The 22,564-nt window shown below is 70.5% G+C and carries 17 protein-coding genes and 5 pseudogenes; 9 read left to right on the forward strand and 13 right to left on the reverse strand.

Annotated features, from left to right (window positions below; all coding sequences use genetic code 11):
* Nucleotides 1–139 precede the first annotated feature (139 nt).
* Nucleotides 140–1,411 (forward strand): YihY/virulence factor BrkB family protein, encoded by a 1,272-nt coding sequence (locus OG352_RS33030; RefSeq protein WP_329221988.1) that lies wholly within the window; start codon nucleotides 140–142, stop codon nucleotides 1,409–1,411.
* An 82-nt stretch (nucleotides 1,412–1,493) separates the two neighbouring features.
* Nucleotides 1,494–2,168: an AraC family transcriptional regulator gene (locus tag OG352_RS33035; protein ID WP_329221989.1), complete on the forward strand. Its 675-nt coding sequence runs from the start codon at nucleotides 1,494–1,496 to the stop codon at nucleotides 2,166–2,168.
* 16 nt (nucleotides 2,169–2,184) lie between these two features.
* Here the strand turns inward: OG352_RS33035 and OG352_RS33040 are convergent, their stop codons facing one another.
* Both OG352_RS33040 and OG352_RS33045 read right to left on the reverse strand, forming a co-directional pair.
* Entirely contained in the window at nucleotides 2,185–2,580 is a 396-nt protein-coding gene (locus OG352_RS33040; RefSeq protein WP_329221991.1) for a VOC family protein, read from the reverse strand.
* Between the two features lie 124 nt (nucleotides 2,581–2,704).
* A pseudogene (locus OG352_RS33045) lies at nucleotides 2,705–3,176 on the reverse strand (GNAT family N-acetyltransferase); the annotation flags it as partial.
* A 263-nt stretch (nucleotides 3,177–3,439) separates the two neighbouring features.
* Between OG352_RS33045 and OG352_RS33055 the strand changes: the two are divergent.
* Nucleotides 3,440–3,604: pseudogene (locus tag OG352_RS33055) on the forward strand (NUDIX domain-containing protein); the annotation flags it as partial.
* A gap of 204 nt (nucleotides 3,605–3,808) precedes the next feature.
* On the opposite strand, the gene OG352_RS33060 reads toward OG352_RS33055, so the two are convergent.
* The 3 genes and pseudogenes from OG352_RS33060 to OG352_RS33070 form a co-directional block, all read right to left on the reverse strand.
* Nucleotides 3,809–4,441 carry a VOC family protein gene (locus OG352_RS33060; RefSeq protein WP_329221992.1) on the reverse strand — a complete coding sequence of 211 codons (633 nt, stop codon included), beginning with the start codon at nucleotides 4,439–4,441 and terminating at the stop codon, nucleotides 3,809–3,811.
* A 74-nt stretch (nucleotides 4,442–4,515) separates the two neighbouring features.
* A pseudogene (locus OG352_RS33065) lies at nucleotides 4,516–5,163 on the reverse strand (substrate-binding domain-containing protein); the annotation flags it as partial.
* 19 nt (nucleotides 5,164–5,182) lie between these two features.
* Complete coding sequence (locus tag OG352_RS33070; RefSeq protein ID WP_329221993.1) at nucleotides 5,183–6,196, reverse strand: hydroxyacid dehydrogenase; 1,014 nt, start codon at nucleotides 6,194–6,196, stop codon at nucleotides 5,183–5,185.
* 258 nt (nucleotides 6,197–6,454) lie between these two features.
* Between OG352_RS33070 and OG352_RS33075 the strand changes: the two genes are divergently transcribed.
* Nucleotides 6,455–8,119: a carboxylesterase/lipase family protein gene (locus OG352_RS33075; RefSeq protein WP_329221994.1), complete on the forward strand. Its 1,665-nt coding sequence runs from the start codon at nucleotides 6,455–6,457 to the stop codon at nucleotides 8,117–8,119.
* Between the two features lie 85 nt (nucleotides 8,120–8,204).
* On the opposite strand, the gene mmuM is transcribed toward OG352_RS33075, so the two are convergent.
* The 3 genes from mmuM to OG352_RS33090 all read right to left on the reverse strand — a co-directional run bounded on the left by mmuM (nucleotide 8,205) and on the right by OG352_RS33090 (nucleotide 11,966).
* On the reverse strand, nucleotides 8,205–9,146 hold the full coding sequence (gene mmuM / locus OG352_RS33080) for a homocysteine S-methyltransferase (protein ID WP_329221996.1): 942 nt from the start codon (nucleotides 9,144–9,146) through the stop codon (nucleotides 8,205–8,207).
* 176 nt (nucleotides 9,147–9,322) lie between these two features.
* Nucleotides 9,323–9,757 (reverse strand): VOC family protein, encoded by a 435-nt coding sequence (locus tag OG352_RS33085; RefSeq protein WP_329221998.1) that lies wholly within the window; start codon nucleotides 9,755–9,757, stop codon nucleotides 9,323–9,325.
* Between the two features lie 49 nt (nucleotides 9,758–9,806).
* The gene (locus OG352_RS33090; protein ID WP_329221999.1) at nucleotides 9,807–11,966 is read right to left on the reverse strand and encodes an autotransporter; all 2,160 of its coding nucleotides are present in this window, start codon (nucleotides 11,964–11,966) and stop codon (nucleotides 9,807–9,809) included.
* Nucleotides 11,967–12,277: 311 nt separating this feature from the next.
* Between OG352_RS33090 and OG352_RS33095 the strand changes: the two genes are divergently transcribed.
* Nucleotides 12,278–13,690 (forward strand): RICIN domain-containing protein, encoded by a 1,413-nt coding sequence (locus tag OG352_RS33095; RefSeq protein ID WP_329222000.1) that lies wholly within the window; start codon nucleotides 12,278–12,280, stop codon nucleotides 13,688–13,690.
* A 30-nt stretch (nucleotides 13,691–13,720) separates the two neighbouring features.
* On the opposite strand, the gene OG352_RS33100 is transcribed toward OG352_RS33095, so the two are convergent.
* Complete coding sequence (locus tag OG352_RS33100; protein ID WP_329222002.1) at nucleotides 13,721–15,466, reverse strand: rhamnogalacturonan lyase B N-terminal domain-containing protein; 1,746 nt, start codon at nucleotides 15,464–15,466, stop codon at nucleotides 13,721–13,723.
* A gap of 190 nt (nucleotides 15,467–15,656) precedes the next feature.
* Here OG352_RS33100 and OG352_RS33105 point away from each other — a divergent pair, with 190 nt between their 5' ends.
* Both OG352_RS33105 and OG352_RS33110 read left to right on the forward strand, forming a co-directional pair.
* A complete protein-coding gene (locus OG352_RS33105; protein ID WP_329222004.1) occupies nucleotides 15,657–16,748 on the forward strand; it encodes a rhamnogalacturonan acetylesterase in 1,092 nt (363 codons plus the stop codon).
* Nucleotides 16,749–16,896: 148 nt separating this feature from the next.
* Nucleotides 16,897–18,732, forward strand: coding sequence for a DUF2264 domain-containing protein (locus OG352_RS33110; RefSeq protein ID WP_329222006.1), 1,836 nt, complete (start codon nucleotides 16,897–16,899; stop codon nucleotides 18,730–18,732).
* Nucleotides 18,733–18,774: 42 nt separating this feature from the next.
* Here OG352_RS33110 and OG352_RS33115 read toward each other — a convergent pair whose 3' ends face one another.
* Nucleotides 18,775–19,020, reverse strand: coding sequence for a hypothetical protein (locus OG352_RS33115; protein WP_329222007.1), 246 nt, complete (start codon nucleotides 19,018–19,020; stop codon nucleotides 18,775–18,777).
* A 503-nt stretch (nucleotides 19,021–19,523) separates the two neighbouring features.
* Between OG352_RS33115 and OG352_RS33120 the strand changes: the two genes are divergently transcribed.
* Nucleotides 19,524–19,919: a VOC family protein gene (locus OG352_RS33120; RefSeq protein WP_329222009.1), complete on the forward strand. Its 396-nt coding sequence runs from the start codon at nucleotides 19,524–19,526 to the stop codon at nucleotides 19,917–19,919.
* A 234-nt stretch (nucleotides 19,920–20,153) separates the two neighbouring features.
* On the opposite strand, the pseudogene OG352_RS33125 reads toward OG352_RS33120, so the two are convergent.
* Together OG352_RS33125 and OG352_RS33130 are read right to left on the reverse strand one after the other, a co-directional pair.
* Nucleotides 20,154–20,249, reverse strand: a pseudogene (locus OG352_RS33125) (helix-turn-helix domain-containing protein); the annotation flags it as partial.
* Nucleotides 20,250–20,397: 148 nt separating this feature from the next.
* Entirely contained in the window at nucleotides 20,398–20,898 is a 501-nt protein-coding gene (locus OG352_RS33130) for a hypothetical protein (RefSeq protein ID WP_329222011.1), read from the reverse strand.
* Nucleotides 20,899–21,122: 224 nt separating this feature from the next.
* On the opposite strand from OG352_RS33130, the gene OG352_RS33135 reads away from it, so the two are divergent.
* Nucleotides 21,123–21,926, forward strand: coding sequence for an isocitrate lyase/PEP mutase family protein (locus OG352_RS33135; protein ID WP_329222012.1), 804 nt, complete (start codon nucleotides 21,123–21,125; stop codon nucleotides 21,924–21,926).
* Here the strand turns inward: OG352_RS33135 and OG352_RS40090 are convergent.
* Nucleotides 21,892–22,063, reverse strand: a pseudogene (locus tag OG352_RS40090) (TetR-like C-terminal domain-containing protein); the annotation flags it as partial. The gene OG352_RS33135 and the pseudogene OG352_RS40090 sit on opposite strands and share 35 nt — an antisense overlap.
* Between the last annotated feature and the right edge of the window lie 501 nt (nucleotides 22,064–22,564).

Consider the following 22,564-nt stretch of genomic DNA (forward strand, 5'->3'; position numbering starts at 1 on the left):
CGAGTCCGGAGGTGGGCCCGAAGGTGAGTCCGGGGTGGGTTCGAGGCGGGCCCGAAGGTGAGTCCGAGGTGAGTCCGGGGTGGATTCGAAGGTGAGTCCGGAGGTGAGTGCAGCCCCGAACGGCGGATACCTTTAGGGCGTGCAGCCAGCAAGTCAGTCCCCCGAGCAACCCGGGAGCCCCACCGGGCGTCTCCACCGGGCGCGTGCCCTTTACCGGAACGTCTCCAAGCGCCGGACCGCCTGGCTGCTGGTGAAGGACACCGTCAACTCCTGCATCGAGTACCGCATCCTCGGCCTCGCCGCCGAGGCCGCCTTCTTCACGCTGCTGTCCGTGCCGCCGCTGCTCCTCAGCCTCATCGGCCTGCTCGGCTACGTCGACGACTGGACCGGCACCGACTCCATCAGCAGCCTGGAGAGCAACCTTCTCGAGGCCTCCCGCACGGTCCTGTCCGACAAGGGCGTGCGGCAGATCGCCCAGCCGATCCTCGACGACGTGATGCGGGGCGGCCGCCCCGACGTCATCTCCATCGGTTTCCTGTTCGCGCTGTGGTCCGGCTCGCGCGCGGTCAACGTCTTCATCGACACGATCACCGTGATGTACGGCCTCGACGGGGTGCGCGGCATCGTCAAGACGCGGCTGGTGGCGTTCCTGCTGTTCGTCGCGGCCCTGCTGATCGGCTCGATCGCGCTGCCGCTGATGGTCGCCGGGCCGGACGCGGTGGTGCGGATCGTGCCCTGGTCGACGACCGTGGTGCAGGTCCTGTACTGGCCCGTCGTGATCGTCCTGTCCATCGCGTTCCTGACGACGCTCTACCACGTCTCCGTGCCCGTCCGCTCCCCGTGGATCGAGGACGTGCCCGGCGCGCTCGTCGCCCTCGCCATGTGGGTGCTCGGCAGTTTCCTGCTCCGGATCTACCTGACGAACACGATCGAGGGCGCCACCATCTACGGCTCCCTCGCCGCCGCCGTCGCCGTACTGCTGTGGATCGGCGTGTCCGCCTTCGCCGTGCTGGTCGGCGCCGCCGTCAACGCCGCGATCGACCGCGTCTGGCCGGCCGCCGCGACGGCCGCGGCCCGCGCCGCCAACGAACGGCAACGGCAGGAGGAGGCCGTGGAGTACGTCGCCCGCGTGGCGGCGATCCGCTCCCACGAGGACGACGACCCAGACGACCCCGACATGCCGTCCGAGTTCCCCGAACGCTGGTCCCGCTTCCTTCCACCGGAGGACGTGACGGGACGCTTCCGCACGCATGCGAAGAGTTCTCCGAAGGGGAACGGGGGCAGTGGGGGGACCGGCGGGACTGGCGGGAACGGCCGGAACGGGGCTAATGGAGCGAACGGCGGTAATGGGGGTGCTGGGGGTAACGGCGGTACTGGGAGTAACGGGGAGGGCCGGCTCCCGGGGAAGTGAGCCCTCGGAGTGAGCCCTCGGCCTCGGAGGGAGCACTCGGAGTGAGCCCGTCGGGGCTTCGTGGCGGCGTAGCGTGACACATGTGTACGAGGAGCGGGCCTCCCGGCTGGCCGGGGCGGTGGTGTGGACGAACACGCCGTCGCCGGATTCCGGAATGCTTCCCGTGCTGCCCGATGGCTGCATGGACGTGATGTGGAGCGAGGGCAGACTGCTGGTCGCCGGACCGGACACCCGGGCCCACGTCCCCGACGGCCCGCCCGTGCCCTGGTCGGGCATCCGCCTCCACCCCGGCACCGCGCCAGCCTTCCTCAACGTACCGGCCCACGAACTACGCGACCGGCGTGTGGAGTTGGCCGAACTGTGGCCGGCATCGGAGGTGCGGCGCCTGAACGCTCGGGTCGCTGCTGCGGCGCACCCGGCGGTGGCACTCGAGGAACTGGCGCTGGAGCGGGCGGCTCCGCCCGACCCCGCACTGCGCCGACTGGTCGCCGCCCTCGCCGCGGGCCGGCCGGTGGCCGCAACGGCCGACGAACTCGGCCTCGGCGCCCGCCAGTTGCACCGCCGCTCCCTGGCCGCCTTCGGCTACGGCCCCAAGACCCTGGCCCGCATCCTGCGCCTGCAACGGGCTCTGGCGCTGGCCCGGACGGGGGTGCCGTACGCGGACACGGCGGCCCGCGCCGGTTACGCCGACCAGGCCCATCTCTCCCGCGACGTAAGGGAGTTCACGGGCCGCACAATGGGCGACCTGCTGCGCTAGCGGTGCGGGGACCGACCTATGGGGCCAGCGGCGCGAACAGATCGACGCCGTTGCCGTCGGGGTCGTGCACGACGGCGTACCGCTGGCCCCAGAAGGCGTCCCACGGCTTCAGCTCGCCCCGGTGACCGGCGCCCACCAGCTCCTCGTACACGGTGTCGACCTCGCCCGGCGTGTCGCAGTGCAGCGCCAGCGACGCCCGACCGCTTCCGGACGGCTGCCGCCACCCCGGGTGGAACGAGCGGACGGTGTCCTCGGTATCCAGCAACAGCCGCAGCCCACCAGGCAGTTCAGCCTCGACATGCGGCTCTCGCTCGGCACCCTCGGGAAAGGCGAACCCAAGCCGGCGGTAGAAGGCGACGGAGGCGGCCATGTCGGAGACGACCAGGCCGATGGCATCAAATCGTGGACTCATACGGCCACGGTAGACAGCCCCGACGCAGCAGGTCTTGAAGGAAACGGACACCCGGCCCGGAGATCCGTCGCGGCAGCGATGCCACGTGAGTTTGATTCACTTCGCGGCGGGCGAGACCAGGCGGCTACGCCCGTGCGGTGTGGCTGAAGCCGAGGGAGGTCAGTCCTTCGGTTTGGCACAGCCGCTCGGAGGGTCCGCCGACCTCGGTCTGGAGGAGCTGGTAGGCGGCGCCGTGGAACTGGCCCCAGTGCATCGCGGCCCGCCACAGAACGCGGCCCAGGCCCAGGCCCGGCCCTCGGGCCTCGGGCAGGACGGCGAAGTACTGGGAGGAACTGAGGGCATCCGATCGCGTCGGGGCGCACTTCCATGGGGCCGATCGCGCCCACGATGCGGTCCTCGACGGCGGCGGCGAGGACCGGGCCGCACAGGCCGGCCTGCATCCGGGTGCGGAGGAAGGCCAGGCCATCGGCGGCCATGGCCGTGGCGAACGGGGCGAAGGTCCCCTGCACGGCCGTCGGCCAGTCGGTGCCGGGGCGGACCGGGCCGCCGGGGTCGGGGCACGGGCGAGCGGTGAAGTCCTGGAGCTGGACGCGAGCCGGGTCGGGGTTTACCGGGTCTTCGAACTTGGGCGGTGCGGCTCTCTGCCCGGGGCGGGTGGTCCGCACAGGAAGGTGACACTTCGGTGCGGGAGTGTCACCTTTCCGCACCTCACCCACCGGGGACCCGGCGTGCCCGCGCACCGCTCACGTGCCCCTGTCTGGCACTTGCGTCGAAATGGGGCAGGCGGCATTTTCGACACTTGCGCTGACAGCTTCGCTGCGGTGTGGGCGACCGCGACGCCAGTCCGAAAGGAGTGATCATGGCACGGACCGACTACTACGACGATCCGGACGCCCCCGAGCCCAACAGCTTGGTCGTCGCGGCATCCGCGGTGGTCACCGACGACGAGGGACGCATCCTTCTCCAGCGCCGCCGGGACAACGATCTCTGGGCGCTGCCCGGCGGCGGCCCCGAGATACGGGACCCCGGCGGGGACGGCAGACGGCCCGGCCGGGCCGCCGACAGAGGCCGGCGAGGCCCTGCTCCCCGATTTGATCGCACTGTTCGCCGTGCTGGCCTCGACGAGGCTGCCCGGGACCGTCCCGCGCACGCCTGGGCGAACGCGGAGTTGATGAAGACGTGTCCGAGATCGGACAGCTGCGTCTGCTGCGAGCGGCGGCCTCCCAGGTCAGGTGAACGTCACCGGCCCGTTGGATGTGTCCACCGTGAAGGAGAAGCCCGCCGGACCCTTGGTGAGGGCGAGATCGGTGCCGAGGGTGCTCAGCAGCGGGCGGATCTCCTCGGGGTCGGGGGCGGTCGCGGTCAGCGCCAGCAGGGGACTGACGGGCACGTCCGACGCGGACGGGTGGGGCGTCGTGCCCCAGTCGATGAGGAACGGGATCAGGCCGGACGGGTGCGGGGAGCCGCCGTCGGTCAGCCGCCACCGGAGCAGGGTGCCGTCGGGGCGACGCCGGCTCATCTCCCGTACGTCACCGGTGTCGTAGCCCCGGGCGCGGGCCGCCGCGACCGCCGCGTCGAGATCGGGCGGGCTGATCGCCCAGGTGATCGTCCGCGCCGAGGCGAGCCCGTCGACCCCGAAGGGACGCGCGTGGGACGGCGCGGGCTGCTCCGGATCCGGGCCGATGATCTCCAGGTAAGCACAACCACCCAGCCCCACAAGGTAGTTGCGGGTGCCGAGCTCGACATGCACTCCGCCCGGAGCCGGGACCACTCCCGTGCGCCGGGCGAACTCGGCGACCGTCGTCGCCAGATCGGGCGTTGCGAGGACTACGTGATCGAGGCGTGCGGGAAAGGTGTTCATCCCGCTCGAGCCTACGCGTCCGGCCGACTTGATCACCGAAGGGAGGGGCAGAGGAGGGTGGGCGGACGTTGCCTTCAGCCCCGTGGTGGCCCCGTACTCGCCCGTTGCACGAGCCGCGTCGACAGCTCCGTCCTCGTTCCCTCCGGGTGCTCCCCGTCCATCATCCGCACCAGCAGTCGCAGGGCCGTCGCCGCCGTCTCCGCCAGCGGCTGACGGACGGTGGTGAGGGCGGGGGTCGTCCACCGGGACTCGGGCAGGTCGTCGAAACCGGCCACGCTGACGTCGTACGGAATCCTCAACCCCCGTTCCGCCAGGGCCTCGTAGACCCCGAGGGCCATGCGGTCGGAGCAGACGAAGACGGCCGTCGGCGGCTCGGGCAGATCGAGCAGTTCGCGCATGCGCCGGTGGGCGACGGACTCGTCGAAGCCCCCGTCGCGCAGGTACTCGGGGTGGTACGGGAGCCCGGCCGAGGCCAGCGCCGAGCGGTAGCCGGCGACCCGGGCGCCGCTGCACATCTTGCGGCGCGGGCCGGCGATCACGGCGACGCGTTCGTGGCCGAGCGCCAGCAGGTGTTCGGTCGCCGTCACTCCGCCCTGCCAGTTCGCCGCCCCCACCGACACCACCCCGGGCGGCGGTTCGACCACCGGGGCGATCATCACGAACGGGGTGCGGTGGTGCTCCAGCCACGCGAACTGAGAGTCCGTCAACTCGGCCAGGACGAAGCCCGGCTCGGCGACGCCTTCAGGCCACCCGGGTCAGGTCGGCGTGGTGCACTTCGTGGGCGAGGGGCAGCCCGTCGGCCAGCCGCTCCACCTCCTCGACGACGATGTGGCCGAGCCGTCCCAGCTCGTTGCCGAGGGAACCGGCGATGTGCGGTGTGAGAAAGACGTTGGGCAACCGGTGGAGAGGGGAGTCGGCGGGCAGTGGCTCGGGGTCGGTGACGTCCAGGATCGCGTGCAGCCGGCCGGAGACCAGTTCCTCGGTGAGGGCGGTGTGGTCGACGAGGGCGCCCCGGGAGGTGTTGATGAGCACGCCACCGTCCCGGATCAGGGAGAGCCGGGCGCGGTCGAGCATGTGGTGGGTCTCGGGAATGTCGGGCGCGTGCAGGCTGACGATGTCGCTGAGCCGCAGCAGATCCTCCAACGGCATTGACTGCGCGCCGAGTTGGGTGGCCTCGGCCGCGTCCACGTACGGGTCGTGCAGGAGGATCTCGAAGTCGTGAGGGCGCAGTAGCTCCAGGAGGCGGCGGCCCACGCGCGAGGCGCCGATGACGCCGATGCGGCGGCCGAGGTTGCCGGTGGCCGCGGTCTCGGCGGGGGTCGGCTGGGCGTGGGTACGACGGAAACGCTCGCGGTGGACGAAGGCGTCCTTCCCGGCGAGCAGGATCATCGCGAGGGTGTACTCGGCGACCGGGACGGCGTTGCCGGTGACCGCGCTGGACACGGTCACTCCCCGCTTCCACAGGGACTCGCCGACCAGCGAGCGGACCGAGCCGGCGGCATGCAGGACCGTCCGCAGCCGGGGTGTCGAGGCGAGGGTGTCCGCGTCGAGGCGGGGGCAACCCCAACCGGTGATCAGGACCTCGGCGTCGGCCAGCGCCGCCGCGGCGGCGGGATCGGCGAAGTCCCGGACGACGAGCGCGGGGTCGATCTCGGCCGTTCGCCGCAGCCGGGCCATGAGCGGTGCGGGGAACAGCAGAGGAAGGTGCACCGGATCCATGGCGAACACGGCCCTGGGCAACTGGGCGCTGGGCATGACTCTCCTGAGGTGCGTGGGAAACGTTCTCGGTAAGCGCGTTCTACCGTAGGGCTGTCGCGGAGTCGCGATCAATCGGTCGGGGGGTTCGGCGGACCTCTGACGCACCCCTGACGCACCCCTGATGTACGCCGTATGGCCCTGTCGGCAGCTTGTGCACCGGAATACCGCGCGCTGTCGTGGTGCTCTGGTGGTACCGGTGCGCGAGCACGGCGAAGGGCTGGTGAGCAGGTGGCGGCAGACCAGACGAACGGTCCCGTGGTCACGACCCCCTACGGGGCCGTACGCGGGAGGTACGAGGACGGCGGCATCGCGGTCTTCCGGGGGATTCCCTACGGGGCACCCCCGTTCGGGCCGCGCAGATTCCGGCCCCCGGTGCCGCCCGCGCCCTGGAACGGGGTGCGCGACGCGGGAGCCTTCGGTCCGACGCCGCCGAAACCGCCGTACTCCGAGGCCTTCGCCCAGTACCTGGCCGACCCCGTCGTGCCGGGCGACGACTGCCTCAACCTCAACGTCTGGACGCCCGAGCCCGGCCCGGGGGCCCGGCTGCCCGTGCTCGTGTGGCTGCATGGAGGTGCCCTGACCAGGGGTTCGTCGGCCGTGCCCGTGTACGACGGACGGAACTTCGCGCGCGACGGAATCGTCTTCGTGTCGATCAACTACCGGCTGGGGGTGGAGGGCTACGGACTGTTCCCGGACGCCCCCGCCAACCCCGGCCTGCGCGACCAGCTCGCCGCGCTGGAGTGGGTGCATCGTTCCATCGGGGATTTCGGAGGCGACCCTGACAGGGTCACCCTGGCCGGACAGTCCGCCGGAGCGATCAGCGTCGGCGCGCTGATCGCGGCCCCGCAGGCGCAGGGCCTGTTCCGGCGGGCCGTCCTGCAGAGCGGGCCGCCGGAGGCCTTCGAGCGGGACAAGGTCCGGCGCATGGTGCGCCGTATGGCGACCCGGCTGAAGATCCCTGCCACCGCCGAGGCCTTCGCCGCCGTCGACCGGGACCTGCTGTTGCGCACCCAGGCCGAGGTCGGCAGGCTCAGCAGCCCCGTCCTGGGCGGGCCCGCCTTCGGCATCGTCATCGACGGCGACCTCGTCCCGTGCGACCCCCTTGAAGCCCTCGTCGACGGGGCCGTGGGCTCGGGCATCGACCTGCTCCTCGGCTGGACCCGTGACGAGTACCGGCTGTGGCTGGTCCCGGGCGGCCTGCTGGAGCACGTGGACCGGATGGGTCCCGTCGCCTTCGCCGGCGCCATGGCCCGCTGCCACTGCGGCCCCGAGGTGCCGCGTGGTTACCGGGCCCTGCATCCGGGGGCCGGTACCGCCGAGATCGTCGGCCAGATGGTCACCGACAACCTGCTGCGCCTGCCCCTGCAGCGGCTGGCCGACGCCCGCCCCGGGTCGTCGTACGTGTACGAGTTCGCCTGGCCGTCGCTCCGGCCCGGCCTCGGCGCCTGCCACGCCCTCGAACTCGGCTTCGTCTTCGACACCGGCGAGACGCCCGAGTCCGCGAAGCTCGCGGGGGACGGCGTGCCGCGGGAGCTCGCCGACGCGATGCACGGGGCGTGGACACGGTTCGCCGCGACGGGCGACCCCGGCTGGGAGCCCTGGGACGCGGCGCATCCGGTGCGGATCTTCGGCGAGGTCGGCAGTCCCGGCAGTCCCGGCAGTCCCAGTCCCGGCAGTGTCGACAGCGGACCGTATGAGGGCGACGGTACTCCGTACGCGGTCGACGGTATGTCGTATACCGCGTACGGTCCACGCGACCGGGAGCTCGACCTGTGGACGGCCGATCCCGCCGCCCTGCCGGGAGAACCCGCCGTCGGGACGGCGACCCCGGACCCTCTGCTGGGCAGACCCGTGCGGGGCGCGGAGCTGAGGTCGGCGGTACGCCGACTGCGCCGCGCCGGGGGAGTACGGGGACGCTGACCGCCGAAAGAGGCCTGTGCCGAAAGAGGCCTACGGGGAGATCCCCATACATAGGTCTCTGTGCGTAGGCCCCTACGGGGAGGCCCTATGCGGACGTCAGGGTATGGGCGATCGACGTGACCGCCTCCGGGCCGACCCGGCAGCAGCCGCCGATCAGCCGTGCCCCCGACTCCCGCCAGCGCAGGACCTGTTCGGGGGCGAAGGTGGAGCGGCCGTTCCAGGCGCGGGCCTGCGCGTCCCAGGCTTCGCCGCTGTTGGGGTAGACGACGACCGGCTTGCCCGTCACCCGTGCCGCGGTCGCCACGGCGGCGTCGACGTCCTCGGGGGCACAGCAGTTCACGCCGACCGCGATCACCTCGTCCGCGTCGGCGGCCAGGGCGAACGCCTCCTCCAACGGCTGCCCGGCGCGCGTACGGTCACCGGCGATCGAGTACGACAGCCAGGCCGGCACCCCGAGTCCGCGCACCGCGCGCAGCAGGGCCTCGGCCTCGTCGGCGTCGGGAACCGTCTCCAGCGCCAGCACGTCGGGCGCGGCCGCGGCCAGGACTTCCAGCCGGGGACGGTGGAAGCGTTCCAACTCCTCGACGCTGAGACCGTAGCGGCCCCGGTACTCGGAGCCGTCCGCGAGCATCGCCCCGTAGGGGCCGACCGACGCGGCCACCCACAACGGGTGCGTGCCCCCCTTGCTCCGGGCCTGCCGGGCAGCCTCCCGGGCCAGCTCCACGCTCTGCGTGAGCAGCCGGACGGCCGTCTCGTGGTCGATGCCGCGCTTCGCGAAACCCTCGAACGTGGCCTGGTAGCTGGAGGTGATCGCCACGTTCGCACCCGCCTCGAAGTAGGCGAGGTGGGCCTCGGTGATCGCCTCGGGCCGCTCGGCGAGCAGCCGCGCCGACCACAGCCCGTCGCTCAGATCGTGCCCGGCGGACTCCAGCTGGTTGGACATACCGCCGTCGAGGACAACGGTTCCGGCAGAGAGAGCCGCGGCGAGGGAGGTCTCCGCGAGGGGAGCAGGAGTGTCGCTGGTCATGCCCCGACGCTAGCCGACGGGACGACGGACAGCTCGACGCGTCCGGTGTGTGAACAGATCGCCCACCATGTGGGATGCCGGACCGCGGTGCCGTTCTGAAGCTCCTCACCCGCGACAAGCAGGGCGTGGCGTTGTGGCCGGAGGACATGTCCGGCCGGCGCCGTCTCGGAGGATGCTCAGTCGAGGCAGAACTCGTTGCCCTCGATGTCCTGCATCACGATGCACGACTCGTTCTGGTCGTCGGCAAGGAGCACTTGCTCGCATGTCGCGCCGAGCGCGACCAGTCGTGCGCACTCGGCTTCGAGTGTGGCGAGGCGTTCTTCACCCACGAGCCCGGTGCCGGCTCGCACGTCGAGATGCACCCGGTTCTTGACGACCTTGCCTTCGGGGACGCGCTGGAAGTACAGCCGCGGGCCCACGCCTGAGGGATCACCGCAGGCGAACGAGGAGCCCTGCTGCTCAGGCGGCAGAGAGCGGTCGAAGTCGTCCCACGTGGCGAACCCCTCCGGTGGCGGCGGTACGACGTACCCCAGCACCTCGCACCAAAAGCGAGCGACGCGCTCAGGGTCTGCGCAGTCGAAGGTGACCTGGAACTGCTTGATCGATGACATCGGCGCACCATAACAGGGGGACAGGGGGAGGGTGTTGCCTATTTTCCGCTCATTGTCCGCGCCCCGAGTGTCGGCCGCCTCGGCGGCGCCCGCCGCTTCGTGGGCGCTTGGTCGCCGGGAACAGCAGTGCGCCGAGCAGCCCGGCGGCCAGGACGTACGGCCACCAGCCGAACGCGCCGCTCTGGGCCGTGCTCGCGCTGCGCGTCTCGGCCGTCACGGCTTCCGGGGAGGACCGCCCGTGCGCGCTCGCCGAGGGGCTCGCGGCCGTTGCGGTGAGGACGACGTCGTTGCCGTCGCCGCCCTTGTAAGTGATCCGGTAGACGGTGTCGGCGAGTTTCACGGAGGCGCCCTCGCGCAGCCCGTCGAAGGTGCCGGTGGTGGGCGTGTCGCCGGTGTGGTTCAGGACGGTGATGTCCGGGCGGGGGGTTCCGTCGTTCGCGGCGGAAGCCTCACCCGGAGGGGTACCGGTCGTGGCGGTTGCCCTCCCCGCAGCGGACAAGTCCAGGCCGCCGGCCAGGGTTACCTTGCCGCTCACTTTCAACGGCGTGTCCGACAGCACCAGTTGGCTCTTGTCGTTCTGGGTGTAGGCGCCGGTGACCGTCAGGCCGCCCGTGACGACGCCCTCGTTCGACACGGCGCCCCGCACGGTGCCCTTGCCGCTGAGGGTGCTTGTCACCCGTAGGGGCGAGCCGCCGGTTTCGAGCCGTGCTCCCGCCGAAGTCAGCCGGATCGCCCTGCTGTTGGCGAGGGTCGCCCCGCCCTTCAGCGCGAGGGTGCCCCGCTTGACCGTCGTCGTCCCGGTGTACGTCACGGCGGAACCCGTAAGGGTCGTCGTCGCCGTACCGGACTGCACGAGTGAGCCGCTGCCGCCGAGGCGGGACAGGGAGATCGCCGTCTTCGCGTTGTGCACGACGAGCGTGCCGTCGTTCACGATCCGGCGCCGGTCGGTGCCGGTGAGCAGGGAGCCGTCGCCCTGCGTCGAACCCAGGCGCAGGACCGCGTCCTTCTCGACGGTGGTCGAACCGTCGTAGTACTGCGCTGCGGCGAAGGTGACATCGTTTCCCTTGGTCCCGGCGATGACTACGTCCCCGGCGCCGGGAGCGGCGAGCGTGTCGTGGTACCGGCCGCCGCCGATCGGCGCGCCCAGGGTGACCGGGCCGTTGTAGTCGAACGTCAGCAGGGACCGCCGTCCGCTGGCCACGTGCAGGTTGATGTAGACGGTGTCCTTCGTCCCCGGCAGGAAGATCCGGTGCGTGGTGCCGTCGCCCCACCGCACGTTCGCGCCCTCGATGTTGGTGCCGCGCTTGTTCAACTGGTGTGCTATCGGGTGCCAGTTGATGTCCGGGTCGCTGAGTGAGGGGCGGGAGTCGCCGCCCTGGTCGCTGTAGCTGTACTGCCCCGTGAGGACGACCTTGCTGCCGGGCCGGGTGTGGACGTTGACGTCGCTGCCGTACTCCCGCTGGTAGAAGTCCTGCCGCAGGGTGACCGTCTGGTACAGCGGGGTGTCGATGATCCAGGAACCCTGGTTGAGGATCGCCCGGGCGGCGGGCAGCGACACCGGGTACTCGGGGCGGCCGACCGCCATCGCGGTGCCGTTGTCGATGACCCCGGAGAAGGGGTGCGTGCCCGCCAGATCGAGGGTGCCCCACATGGTGCGCGGCTGCGTGACCAGGCCGGACCCGCTGATCGTGCCGATGTTGAAGGTGCGGGTCAGCGACAGCCGGAGCGTGCCGTCGACGCGGACGTTGAGCTGGTTGAGCCGGTACCCGGGGGTGTCGTAGGGGAAGTACCCGATGAGGCCCATACCCCCGCCGGTGCCGTACTGCAGGGTCGCCCCGCGCTCCACCGTGATCGCGGGCGGGTCGGGGTTGCTCACCGTCGTGTACGGGTGGTTGCCGCCCTGCGTGCGCACCACCTGCCGCCGGTGCGCCTCGGGCAGCGTGAAGTCGCTGTCCTTGCTCAGGACGAGCGTTCCGCCGCCGCGCACGGTCAGCGTTCCCTGGCCGCCGAACACGCCGTCGTACGTCGTCGTCCCGGACGGCACGGTGACGACCGTGTCGCCGGTGAGCGTCACGTCCCGGTTCGCGAGGACGTCGGCGGTGACGTCCCGGGCGTCGGCGGCCACGGCCGGGGGAGCGGTGGCCAGGAGAGCCGCGACGGCCGCGAGGGCGCCGGCGATCGCGCTTGAGGTGTGGAGGGGGCTGCGCACACACGGGAGACGCGGCGGCGCGCGAGCGATAACAGAAATCTGCTCGCCGCGAGGGTCGGCCGGCCTCGCCGCGACCGGAAAACAACCGTCCGGCCGGAAACCTCCGGAAAGGGCTTTCCATCAAGTCTCGTCCGACCCGTTGACCTGCTCGTAACACGCCCTTACCTTTTCGGCGTTCGTCATTCCACTTGTTGTTCGCCATCCCGAACGCCTGAAACGCCCGACTGTCCGAACGCCCCTCTCGTGAGAGGCGACCGCGTGTACCCCGTTCGGCGTCCCCGTCGCCGACACCGTGAAAGAGAGTGCGTGAGATGAGACGTGCGTACGCGAGCCTGCTCGCCCTCGCTCTGGCGCTGATCGGCGCCTTCGTCACCGCGGGACCCGCCCAGGCGGCAGCGCAGACGATCGCCAACGGCACGCAGTTCACCGACACTTCGGGCAGCCCCGTGCACGCGCACGGCGGCGGCGTCCTCAAAGTCGGCTCCTCCTACTACTGGTTCGGTGAGAACCGCAACGCCGACAACACCTTCCGGTACGTGGACGCCTACCGCTCCACGGACCTGAAGAACTGGGAGTTCCGCAACCACGTCCTGACCCAGTCGAGCGACTCCGAGCTGGCCACCGCCAACATCGAGCGTCCGAAGGTCATGTACAACGCGTCCACCGGCAAGTTCGTGATGTGGATGCACAAGGAGAACGGCGCCGACTACAGCGAGGCGCGGGCCGCCGTCGCCGTGTCCGACACCGTCGACGGGAACTACACCTGGCAGGGCAGTTTCCGTCCGCAGGACCAGTACATGTCCCGGGACATCACGGTGTTCGTGGACAGCGACGGCGCCGGGTACATGGTCTCGGCCGCACGCGAGAACTACGACCTGCAGATCTACCGGCTCACCGCCGACTACACCGGCATCGCGAGCCTCGTCGCCGACCCCTGGCACGGCGGCCACCGCGAGGCCCCGGCGCTGTTCAAGCGGGGCGGCGTCTACTTCATGCTCACCTCGGCCGCGACCGGCTGGAGCCCCAACCAGCAGCAGTACGCGACGGCGACCTCCCTCGCCGGTCCCTGGACGGCGATGACGAACGTCGGCGACTCGACGACGTACGGCTCGCAGACCGCGTACGTCCTTCCCGTCCAGGGCACTTCGGGCACCTCCTACCTGTACCTCGGCGACCGCTGGGGCAACTCGTTCGGCGGGACCGTCAACGACTCCCGTTACGTCTGGCTGCCGTTGACCTTCCCCACCTCCACCTCGCTGTCGATGTCCTGGGCCCCCGAGGTCACCGTCGACACGGCCGCGGGAACGGTCACCGGCACGAGCGCCACGTACAACACGCTGATCGCCCGGCACAGCGGCAGGTGCGCGGACGTCACGAGCCAGTCGCTGTGGGCGGGGGCCCAGATCAAGCAGTACGACTGCAACGGCGGCGACAACCAGAAGTACTGGCTCAAGTCCGCCGGCGGCGGCTACTACCAGATGGTCGTCAGGAACAGTTCCCTGTGCGTGCAGGAGAACACGAGCACGGTCAGCCAGGAGAACTGCGGCGCTACGGCCACGAGTCAGCAGTGGTCGCTGACGACGTCGGGCGGTTACACCAGTGTCAAGTCCCGGGCGAGCGGCAAGTGTCTGGACGTGAACGGCGCGTCCACCGCCAACTCGACCGCTGTCATCACGTACACGTGCAACGGAGGCACCAACCAGCAGTGGACGCTCGGTACTTGAGCGACAGTCAGACGGACATCTGACCTTGTGTCAGACGAGCAGGTCGATCGCGTCGATCGACGTGCCCGCGCTGAGATAGGAGGTCGACCCCGAACCGCTCACCACGTTGATCTTCAGTACGTTGTACTGGCCGGTGTCCGTGAGCCACGCGCTCGCCGGGACGCTGTAGGTGAACGTGTGGTTGTTGCCCCGGTAGGACCCGTTGGTCAGGGACCGGGTGCCCGGCTGGGTGGGCGGGGAGGGGATGGCCGAGGTCCAGGCGTCGTTCACGACGACCTGCGGCCGGCCGTTGGCGTAGGCCGTCGTCACGCCGATGCGCAGGGTGTGCGCGGCGGCGGCCTGGGTCGCGGTCAGCCTGAAGTAGACGAGCAGACCGCTGTTGACGTCCTTCCACAGGTAGCAGGGGAAGGCCGAGGTCTCGCTGCCGCTGCCGACCACCACGTTGCCGGTCCAGGCGGCGGCCCGTACGTCCGACGGATGCGCGTACGTCATGAGATCGGCGTTCTTGAAGCCGCTCGGTGTACCGGTCCAGTCGTTGATCCGCCAGATCGCGCTCGCGTTGGCCGGGTCGTTCGAGGACGGGATCGCGATCGAGTTGAGGGTCGTCGTCCCGCCCGCGGACACCGTCACCTGGGTGCTGTACACGGCGAGCTCGCTCTTGTGGACGGTCAGCGTGTACGTGCCCGGCAGTACCCCCGCGATCGAGAAGTAGCCGTCGGAGGAGCGGGCCGAACCCCAGTACTGCGAGGCCGAGTTGGCGAGTCCGACCGTGTACGGGTACGCCGTGTCGCGCCCGGTGATGCCGACCCCCGCGACCCGGCCGCGCCCGCCCGCCCCGACGTATCCGGAGATGCCGAGCGAGTCCGCCCAGGACGTGGTCAGCGTGCCCGGGAACAGCGACGAGGAGGGGGCGCCGCCGTCCGTGAAGGCGATGACGTACGGGCCCTGGAGACCGAAGCGCTGCTCCTCGGTCTGGTTCTGGCCGTAGTAGAGGATCTCGTAGAGGCCGCCGCCGTCGGCGCTCTGGTGGCGCAGCAGGGAGCGGTAGAAGGGGCCGCCGGAGGCCTTCTCGTGGTTGCTGCGCACGATCCACAGGCCGACGCCGCCCGTCGTCCAGCCGACGTAGTCGTAGTCCATCACCCGCCGCTTCGCGAAGTGCTTGGAACGGGTCTGGCCGTCGGACTTGGCGAAGACGTCGGAGGCCTCGATGGTGCTGGTCGTGTACGTGTAGGAGTCGGGCTCGTCGTTGAGGAACAGGCCCTTCTTGACGCGCACGATGTAGCGGGTGGCGCTGACCGAGGTGTCGGCCTTGTTGGTCCACAGGTAGACGTTGTTCTCGCCGCTGCGGGCCGCGTAGTAGTGCTTGAGCGTGCCGTGCGTGACCGAGATCAGGATCGTCGAACCGGACTGCGCGATCGTCACGGTGGAGCTGCCGAGGCCCGACTCGATGTGCGAGCTCATGCCGCCGTAGCCCTGGTATTCGGTGCCCCGGTATACCAGCGAGGTCAGGTCGCCGGTGGTCTTGCCGACCTTGAAGACCAGGTTGGCGCCGGTGTCGACGACGTAGTTCGAGCCGTCGTCGATGTAGCCGAAGGCCGCCGCGGCGGCGGGGACGGCGAGCGGCCCGGCGACGACGGCCGCGCCGGCGGTGACCACGGCAGCCGCTTCGGCCGCTGTTGCCACTCCGGCTGTTGTGACTGCTTTGGCTGCTGTGGCCGCTGTGCCGAGGACGAAGGTGCGGCGTCGGACCGGCCTGTGGCTCTCGGATCCGGACATGGGGGTGCCTCCTTCGGGAGGTGTGGGGGTGCGGGTGCCTGAGAGAGTGACAGTTGAATCGATTTCGCGAAAGGGCTTTCGCTCGCAGGAGGTTGGGGATCCTGTGAAATCTGCTCAGGGTCTAGAAAGCGCTTGCCGGAGGCGATACGGTCCAGCCGCCAGCCCTGTTGCCGTGCCGGAGGAGACGCGAGTGAGACGTTTCAACATCGCCGTGCTGGCGGCGCTGACTCTGACCGCCGGTCTGACGGCCGTACCCGTCGCCCAGGCCGTACCTGCGGCCCAGGCCGCCCAGGCCACCCACGCTGTCCATGCTCATGGTGGTCGCGCGCTCCTCGGCATTGCCAACTGCACCGCCACCGCATGCCACTTCGACGTCCCGCCCGGCACCTACGACGTGACGGTCGTCCTCGGCGGCGACACCGGGTCGAGCACCAGCGTCAGCGGCGAGACCCGGCGCGCCCTGCTCCCCGAGACCGCCGCCCCCGCCGGCGAACGCGTCGTCCGAGGCTTCACGGTCGACGTCCGCACCCCCGAGGGCGAGCCGACCGGTGCCGACGGAACTCCCGGACTGGACCTGGCACTTGGCGGCTCGGCGCCCGCCCTGGCCGACATCAGGGTCAGCCCCGCCCGGCACGCCCGGCAGATCTTCCTCGTCGGCGACTCCACGGTCTGCGACCAGCCCGCCGACCCGTACACCGGCTGGGGCCAGCAACTGCCGCAGTACCTGCGCAAGGGCGTCTCGGTCGCCAACTACGCGGATTCCGGGGAGAGTACGGTCACGTATCTGGGGAACCCGCTGCTCTGGGCCACGGTCCGGCCGCTGATCCGCCCCGGCGACCTCGTCCTGGTCCAGCTCGCGCACAACGACAAGACGACCGACGAGGCGACGTACCGGGCGAATCTCGAGACGCTGGTCGCGGGAGTGCGGGAGCAGGGCGGCCGGCCGGTCCTCGTGACGCCCATCGTGCGCCGCTGGTTCAACGCCGACGGCACGCTGAACAACGGAACGGCGTTGCTGGTCAACGGACTTGGCGTCGACCACCCGGCGGTGATCCGCTCGGTCGCCGCCGCGCAGGACGTTCCGCTCATCGACCTCACCGCCAAGACCAAGGCGCTGGTGGAGTCCCTGGGCGTCGAGGGCTCCAAGGCGCTGTACCTGTACAACGAGAAACGCGACAACACACACACCTCCGTGAACGGAGCCACGGTCTACGCGGGCCTGGTCCGCGATGAACTCGTCGCCCTGCATCTGGTGCCGAGAGGCACCGTGCGGGCGGGATGAACGCCTGGGGGCGCCCCGACCGGAACCGGGACGCCCCCAGGTTCTGGCCTCCCCAGGCCCGGACCGGCCGCGAAGGAAGAACAGGTTCCGACCCGGCCGTGCAGGAAAGGACAGGTTCCGGTCCGGCCGTGAAGGAAAGAAACAGCAGATGCACCTGCCGCCGCCCGACCCCGCCCGCAGCCCCCGCACCGGCTACAGCCGCGCCCACTGGGAGGCGGCGGCCGACGCCCTGCTCGCCGCGGTGGAGCCGTACGCCACCGAGGACCGCGCGCTCTACCACTTCCCCGGCGACCACTTTCCAAGCGACCGGTTTCCCGCCGGTCGGGAGAGCTGGTCGGGCCGTCTGTCGGACGGCCTTGAGGGCTATGCCCGCACCCTGCTGCTGGCCGCCTTGCGCCGCGACGAGACGGCGCTCGAACGTTACGCGGACGGTCTCGCGGCCGGGGTCTCCGGCGTCTGGCCGCGCATCGGGGACCGCGGTCAGCCGCTCGTCGAGGCCGCGTCGATCGCCCTCGCGCTGCGACTGACCCGCCCACTGCTCTGGGACCGCCTCGACGACGGCGTCCGACAGCGCGCGGCGGACTGGCTCGGCGACGCGCTGACCGCCGAACCCTGGCCCTGCAACTGGGAGTTGTTCCCGGTCACGGTGGGCGGCTTCCTGGAGTCGGTCGGCCACGAGCCGGAGGCCTCGCGGAAAGCGATCGATCGTGGTCTGGAGCGCATCGAGCAGTGGTACGTCGGCGACGGCTGGTACACCGACGGCCCCGGCCGCGCCTTCGACTACTACAACGGCTGGGCGATGCACCTGTACCCGGTCCTGCACGCCTGGCTGGCCGACGACCCGGACCTGCTCGCCCGCTACGGCGGCCGGCTCAACGCCCATCTCGCCGACTACGCCCGCCTGTTCGGCGCCGACGGCGCCCCCCTGCACCAGGGCCGCTCCCTCACCTACCGCTTCGCCACCACCGCCCCCCTGTGGCTGGGCGCCCTGACCGGCCACACCCCGCTGCCCCCCGGCGAGACCCGCCGCCTGGCCTCGGGCGCGTTGAAGTACTTCCTGGAACGGGACGCGGTCGACGAGCGTGGCCTGCTGACCCTCGGCTGGCACGGCCCCGACGAGTCGGTCCTGCAGGGCTACTCGGGGCCGGCCTCCCCCTACTGGGCGAGCAAGGGTTTCCTCGGCCTGCTCCTTCCGCCCGAACACGAGGTGTGGACGGCGCGGGAGGAACCGGGACCGGCGGAACGTGGAGACGCGGTCACCGCGCTCGCCGCCCCCAACTGGCTTCTCCAGTCGACGAGTTCGGACGGTCTGGTACGCCTGCACAACCACGGCAGCGAGGACGTCCGTTACGACCCTTACTACACGCGGTTCGCGTACTCGACGGTGACGCGTCCGGTCGGCTCGCCCCCGGACAACGCGGTCGTGGTCGGTGGCGACGCGCACCGTGAGGGCATCGTCCCGCTCGGGGTGGGGGACGGCTGGGCGGCTTCCCGGTACGTGCTGGGTTCCGGCGCCGAGGTGACCAGCCTGGTGGTGGCTGACGGTGCGGTGGAGGTGCGGGCCCATCTGGTGGCCGGCGCGGAGCCGGGGACGGAGGTGCGGGTCACGGGCTGGGTGCCGGTCGAGGACGGGGGAGGCGGCGAAGGTGGGGGTGGAGATGGGTGCGAGCGGGCGGAGCTGGTGCCCGTGCACGGGCTGACGGGCACGTTCCCGCTGTCCGGAGTTACCGGTGTGACCGGTGTTACGGGAGACGGTCCCGCGACTCTCTTCGTCGCGCTGGCCCGCCTCACCGCCGAGCCTGACCCCCGGCCCCTCCGGGAACTGGTGTCCGTGGAAGTGCAGAGGGTGGCGGATGCCGACAACGCTCACGGCACGTCGTACGACCTGCGCGTCCGCCGGCCGGCGGGCTCGGAGAGCTGTTTCCGCTTCACGGCTTCAGACGAGCGATCCGCAGCGTCTTCGTGGTCGGTGAAGCCCCGGTGAGCGCCGTCGCGTAGCTCGGCGCCACGGGAGCGTACGCCCAGGTCAGCGTTCCGTCCTTGAGGCGCCGTGCACGACGAAGTAGGCGCCGTACTTCGTGCCGTTCCACGTGAGCTGCCCGTCGAGCAACGGGGCGGTGTCGTGGGTGGCGGTGCCGGTGAGGTTCGTACGGAAGGTCTGCTTGCCGCCCGTGTAGCGGATGATCGCGGCAGCCGTCTCCTTCCACTTGTTCGTGTCGGCGACCCGCGTGAGCAGCGCGAAGCCGTCGTCGTGCGCGACCAGGCCGCCCACCTCCTTGGCGCTTTTGACGACCGTGTCGGCGCCCGAGCGTGTCCCGGCGGCGGTGAGCGGCGTGACATGGACGCCGTCCGCCGCGGGCCAGGCGACGCGAAGCGTGCCGTTCGGCGCCGCCGCGGTCGCCGTCCGCGTCCACTCCCGGGTGTTGTTTGTAACCGGCGGAGAGGTAGGGGTACCCGGTGGCGAGGGTGACCGCGGTGCTGGTGGGGGCGAGGTGCGGGGTGGTCGTCGCCGCCCCGGCGGAGGCCCACCACGCGCCGGCGAGCAGCCCGGCGGCCGCGAGAGCGCCGATCACGGGCTTGCGCGCCGCGCGGATACGGCGGTGGTGCGTTGTGCGTCGTGCAGATGTCATGACCTGTGGTTGCCGCGGGGGAGGAAAAGGTTGCCGCGCCCGATGGGTGCGGGCTGCAGGGGGCAGGGGGCAGGGGCAGGGACGGGTCCCTGGGCGGGGGGATTCTCCGTTGCCGTGTGCAAGCGGTGTCCACAAGAATCCGCGCATGACTTCCGCCATCCGTCACATGACGATCGACAGCTCCGACGCCTACGCCCTCGGCACCTTCTGGTCCGAGGTCCTCGGCCTGCCCCTCCACGAGGACGACAAGCCGGGCGACGAGGAGGCCCTGATCGAGGGCGCGGGCCTGCTCTTCGTCACCGTCCCCGAGCCCAAGACCCAGAAGAACCGCATCCACCTCGACCTCCAGCCCCAGGACCGCACCCGCGAGGAGGAGATCGAGCGCCTGCTCACCCTCGGCGCCACCCTGGCCGACGACCACCGCAGGCCCGACGGCACGGGCTGGGCAGTCCTCACGGACCCGGAGGGGAACGAGTTCTGCGTGGAGCGCAGCGCGGGAGAACGGGCGGCAGCGCCGGCAGGCCGGGTCCCCGGTAGTTGAGTTGCGGAAAGGTGACACTCCCGCACCGAAGTGTCACCTTCCTGTGCGGACCACCCCCGCCGCTGGGGCCCGGACGTCGTTGTCGAGTTGGGCCACGGCCGTGCAGCGGCAAGTCGGTAAGTCATTGAGCCGCCGCTTACCGGGCTCGGTCGAGCCGGTAGGAGCTTCGTGCTGTCCCGGCGCTACATGGTCCGGTATGCCCGGAGGAACGTCCGCACTCCCTCGACGACGAGTGGCTTTCAACAGCGTCTGCTTGTCGCCGAAGTAGTCGTGGACCGTCCGCTTGGACACCTCGGCCCGGGCGGCGATCGCGTCGACGCTGGACCGGTCAGGCAGCAGACTCACCCTCACGGCCTTCGTACTGGTCAAGTGCCTCTCTGGTCGGAGCACATGATCGGGCGGAGGCTGCCCGCACGTCCCCGCTGAACAGCGCAACCAGAGATCAAGTTCGAGTGCCGTTCGGACGGTGGTGAGCAGGTCAGGTGGCAACCAGTGAGACGTGAATCCGACTGACGGCCCGCAGGATCTCGTCTCGGTTCCTCGCTCGCTTGATCCATACCGGAAGACAGGCCACCAACGTCATCTTCTGTCCGGTGTCGTACCAGGGTCCTCGTTCCCGCAGCGATGCTCGGACGAAGCGACGGATCAAGTCGAGGTGTTCGAGGTTGCACGCCCACAACCACCCGTGCCGGGTCTCGACCTGTAGCCACAGCGGCATACCGAAGTACGGATCCGTCGCTGGTTGAGCTGTGCCGGGAGAGAGCGCGACAAGACGGCCGGTCCACACCCGTGACAGTCCGCAGCCACCACAGACCAGACGCCGTGGCCTGAACAGAATGCGGCCCCCGGGATCAGAGCCTTCCGGCGCTGGAACGACACGGGCGGCCTTCCCACAACTGGGGCACCGCACAATGATCGAGCTGATGAAGTCGTACTCGGTGCTGCGCGGATCCCGGAACCGACCAGAGAGCAAGGCCATGCGGTGAGTATGCGGCGGCCCTGCAGAACAGCGCATCCCGATTCGCCCGCTCACGCTCAGGCCCACCGGCCACCGGCCACCGGTCCAAGGCCGGACGGAGGTTGACGAACAGGCTGAGAGACCCGGAAGGGAACGAGTTCTGCGTGGAGCGCGGTGTGGGGAGCGGGGCGTCGGCTGAGACAGTTCGGTGGGGGCCGAAAGGATGCGCCTTTAGCTTGGGGCTTATGCGTGCGCCCCGGGTGACCTCGAATCCCTTTGTCGGGCTTCATTACGACGACAGCCCCCTTCTTCTGCCCAATGCCTGGGACCATGCCTCCGCGCTGGTCATGGCGGGGGAGGGGTTTCCGGCGGTTGGTACGACGAGTCTGGCGGTGGCGGCGGGGGTGGGGTTGCCGGATGGAGCGGCGGCGACGCGTGACGAGACTCTGAGGCTCGCGTTGGTGTTGGGCTCGCAGCCCTTTCTGCTGTCCGTCGACGCGGAAGGCGGGTTCAGCGACGATCCGGACGAGGTGGCGGAGTTCGCGCGTCAGCTTGCGGGGGTGGGGGCGGTCGGGATCAATCTGGAGGACGGGTCGGGGCCGGTAGATAGGCACGTTGCGAAGATCGCCGCCGTCAAGTCGGCCGTGCCCGATCTGTTCGTCAACGCCCGCACGGACACGTACTGGCTCGGCGAACACGATGAAACCGAGACGCTGTTGCGCCTCGACGCCTACCAACAGGCGGGAGCCGATGGCGTGTTCGTGCCTGGTATGACCGACGCCCGGGAGATCGCCGCGCTGGTGGCACGGCTCGATGTTCCCCTCAACGTCCTCTACTCACCGGCCGGTCCCACCGTTCCCCACCTTGCCGACCTGGGGGTGAGCCGCGTCAGCCTCGGCTCGTATCTCTACCGACGCGCCCTGGGCGCGGCGCTCGAGGCGGTCGACGAGATTCGTGCGGGGCGCAGGCCGGCGGGTGCTGGTCGTACGCCGGCTTACGACGACGTGCAGAGGCTTACCGGGTGTCGTCCTCGCGCGGCCAGTGGGTGAGTGCCATGTGCAGGGCGTCGATCGCCTTGTCCCACGATCGCTGTACGTCCCGGGGGTGCGCCGAAGCCGCCGCCGGCCTCCAGCATGCAGTAGCCGTGAAACGTGCTGCGCAACAGGCGGACCGCGTCGGTGAGGTTGAGATGCTGACGTTGTCGAAGCCGGCCTCGTCGGCCAGTTCGGCGGCGGCTTCGACGAGGCGGTCGGTGGTGAGGCCGACTCGTGGCATGGGTGACCGCCTTGTGTGTGCTCGGAGCTGGAGGTACTGGGCAGGATCTTAAGGCTTCCGCAGGTGGGAGGCCGGGTGCGGGCTCTGGTAACGTGCCGCGACGCACGCCGGGGGCGGCGCGGGGTGAGGTACTGCCAGTGATGTTCAGGGGTGGGGATTTTGCGTGACTTTGTCAGCCGACGCTCGGGGAGGGCGTCGGTGGTGGTGTTCCTCGCCGTGTTGTGCGTGGCCGGATGCTCGGCCGGTGGCGATGCGGGCTCTGAGAAGCAGGTCGATGAGGTGCCTTCGCCCACGAGTTCTGCTTCCGTCACGAGTTCCGTTTCGGTTTCTCCTTCGGCGAGCGTCGCGCCGAGTTCTTCCGTGTCCGTGTCCGCGGCTGCCTCGCCTGCGCCAGCGGCATCGAAGACCGTAG

It is taken from the genome of Streptomyces sp. NBC_01485 (assembly GCF_036227125.1).
Classification (GTDB): Bacteria; Actinomycetota; Actinomycetes; order Streptomycetales; family Streptomycetaceae; genus Streptomyces.